Source organism: Microcystis sp. M53598_WE2 (assembly GCF_030067735.1).
Taxonomy (GTDB): Bacteria; Cyanobacteriota; Cyanobacteriia; order Cyanobacteriales; family Microcystaceae; genus Microcystis; species Microcystis aeruginosa.
The window spans coordinates 1-3,001 of sequence record NZ_JASJFE010000869.1 but is presented as its reverse complement, the minus strand read 5'-3'; the positions used below and the strand labels follow the sequence as shown (position 1 = coordinate 3,001).

Below are 3,001 nucleotides of genomic sequence, written 5' to 3'. Positions count from 1 at the left end.
TACCTAATTTTCAGGGAAAAAGTAGCTGAATTTCCCCCTGATCACTCCCATATCTGGTACTTTTGGATTTCAAAAAAGGCTAAAAGTCTTATCCAGCAAGGTTTTTAGATTTATTCAGCCAGCCCTATTTAGGGAACCAGCGTTCTTGAATTTGATTAATCGCCCAGCTTAAAATCGCCCCCGCAATTAAAATACTAATAGCAGGATTGAATAGGGGCAGCCAAAGACGCTGAAAAAGTTTAAATCCTAGGGGAATTCCCGTGGATTCACCGATAACAGCCAGGGCAAACCAGAGAAAACCCGCTATTACCAAAAACACATCAAATATTAAGATTCTATTCAACCACTTGACAAATTGCTCTTTCATTGCAGCAAAAACTTAGGTTATTTAACAGTTCATTCACGAAAAAGTATACCACTGTCACCTTAATCCCAAGCTCTCCAGAGCCAAGCTAGTCCGGCAGTAATGATTAAAACTTTAGTTAACCAATCTCCCCAGCGCACATATAAAGTTCTCGTATCCCGTCGATAAATTGTTTCGCTATGGATTTGATATTTATCTAAATCCGATAGCCAAAGGTGATTACCGTGGGGATCGACAAAAGCAGAATAACCTGTATTGGTGGCCCGGGCCATCCATCGATCGGTTTCGATCGCTCGCATGGTATCCTGAGCATGGTGTTGAGCGGGCATGGCGTGGCTATAATGGGCGTTATTAGAAGCAGTAATAATAAATTCGCCTCCCCTAGCAGTTTGACGGCGAAAATGTTCGGAAAAAGCCGACTCGTAACAAATGCCCACAATTATTTGACCGAAAGGACTGTCAATAATTTGATCAGGATTTCCCTGGATTAAATGCGCTTGCAAGGGAGAAAGGCGATCAACAATTCCGCCCAAAATTTCCTGAAAAGGAACGTATTCGCCTAAAGGCACGAGAATTACTTTATCATACCGACTAATCACCTGTCCCTCGCCATCAATGGTCAAGAGACTATTGTTATAACCCTTGTCCACCTTGCCAAATGCACCTAACCAGATCGGCGTTTTTTTGGCTAAAATTGCCGAATAAATCGAGCTATTATTGACTAAGTTCTCCCAATAGTAGGGTAAGGCCGTTTCAGGAGTTAAGACGGCATCTACTCCTCGAGCGGCGAGAATTTGATAACCAGAGGTGTAACCTTCGAGTGCCTTTTGAAATCCTAGGGGCGAAAGTTTAATCGTGTTGGGAATATTGCCCTGAATGACGCCAATTTTTATCCCTAAATCCCTTGACTTTTCGATCGGTTTATGGTATACATTCCATCCCCAGAGATGGAGGCTCAAACAAATAAGCAGGGGTAAAGAGAGAAAAGCGAGATTTTGCCGCGATTGACGGATTAGGAGCAAGCTTTCGGCGATTAAACCGTTAATTGCCACAATTGCCGCCGTTACCGTCGTAAAACCCGATAATTTGCCCAATTGCAGAATCAATAAATTATGGGGACTTTGACTATAAGCAAGGGTAGTCCACCAGAGAGGGGATTGACTCCAGAGAGATTCTAACCCACACCAGAGGGCAGTACCGATGAAAACCCGTAGGAGGGCATCCCGAAAAGATGACTGATTAACACTTTTGTTGACATAAAACATAACTAACGTCCAAGTTAGCACGATCGCCGTTCCCCAAAAAGTAATAAACAACCAACAAAACAGGGCAATTAACAAACTCGCTAACCAGGGGACACCCATCCACGTCATCGGGTGAATTCCCGTGATCCAGAATAAAGCGAGGCCATGGTAGGCAAAACCCCAGCCAAAACCGTATAAAAGCGGTTTTTTTAGGGATTTTTCCGCTAATCTCACAACAATCCACAGGGGGACGAGAGAAATCCAAGCGAGTAACCACCAAGAAACCGGTGCTACTGTTAACCCCATCCCCACACCAGCCAAAATTGCCCAGAGAAAACGCACCATCTTTCACTCCAGTCAGGTTAAACTCCTCTGACCTACTAGATCAGAGTAGCTAGAGGGAAGACAAAACACAAGAGACATACAGAAGTTTTGGCTACATCTACAATAGATCAGTTAGCGAGTAAAAAAGCCCTTCCGTGAGATGCTATGGCAAGCTATAGACTCAGACAAACAGGGAGATGGGGAATGTCACCCTCACCCTGAAAGCCTAAACTCGGACTGAATAAGTGATTGAATACATGGATAATTTTAACCCCAAATTAACGGCTCTGGCTCTTGTCTTGAATGTCGAGGAAAATCTCGAAGATATTTTTCGGAAAATAGCTAGTATGAGCGCTCATCAATTGCGAGCGCGGCACTGTTCAATTATGTTAAGCTCTCCACAGGAATTAAAAGGGGAAATTACCGATTATCTAGAAGTTTTTGCCCATTATGATGATCTATCACCCTTGGCTGATCAAGAAATAATTAAACTCGATCAAGTTATTGCCGACAGTGTAGCGGCCACAGGAAAACCTTTACTAATTAAGGATATCACTCGATCGCCATTTTCCAGTGCAGCCCCTTATCCCAAAAAATCAAATAATAATAGTTTTATATCCGTACCGATTATTCTGAATCAGCAGGTAATTGGAGTAATTAATCTCAGTTTTCCCCTAGACAAAAAACATTTTGAACCATTAGATTTAGAAATCTTGCAGTTATTCTCTCAACAGGCGGCCCAATCCCTGCAAATTTTTCATTTGCAAGGGATGTTAAAATCTCGTTTTGTGGCGATGGCAGTGACTAGAGAAATAGCAGAAATTCAGTCCGAACATTTGATCGCTGTCCCTCCTTATCCCCCGAAATTAGCCAAAATTGTCGCTAAGGCTTTTTTTAAAGAATTAACTCAGGCCGGTTTTGGAACTCATGAAGTTATTGAGATTGCCAATGAGGTTTTGAATTTACTACAAAAGACCCTTAATAAACATAAAAATCGTCTGGAAGGAAAAGATTGAGCGCTAGTCAAGGGTTAAAACCTATTAACCTGCCACCCCTGTGCAGTCCTAAG

General features: G+C 42.5%; 3 protein-coding genes. 1 reads left to right on the top strand and 2 read right to left on the bottom strand.

Going from position 1 to position 3,001, the window contains the following annotated elements; genetic code table 11:
• Nucleotides 1-124 precede the first annotated feature (124 nt).
• Together PX636_RS17575 and lnt are read right to left on the bottom strand one after the other, a co-directional pair.
• Nucleotides 125-367 carry a DUF8620 family protein gene (locus PX636_RS17575; protein ID WP_002799130.1) on the bottom strand — a complete coding sequence of 81 codons (243 nt, stop codon included), beginning with the start codon at nt 365-367 and terminating at the stop codon, nt 125-127.
• 59 nt (nt 368-426) lie between these two features.
• A complete protein-coding gene (gene lnt / locus PX636_RS17570; RefSeq protein WP_288118091.1) occupies nt 427-1,953 on the bottom strand; it encodes an apolipoprotein N-acyltransferase in 1,527 nt (508 codons plus the stop codon).
• Between the two features lie 236 nt (nt 1,954-2,189).
• Between lnt and PX636_RS17565 the strand changes: the two genes are divergently transcribed.
• Complete coding sequence (locus PX636_RS17565) at nt 2,190-2,948, top strand: GAF domain-containing protein (protein WP_288118089.1); 759 nt, start codon at nt 2,190-2,192, stop codon at nt 2,946-2,948.
• Nucleotides 2,949-3,001: the final 53 nt, after the last annotated feature.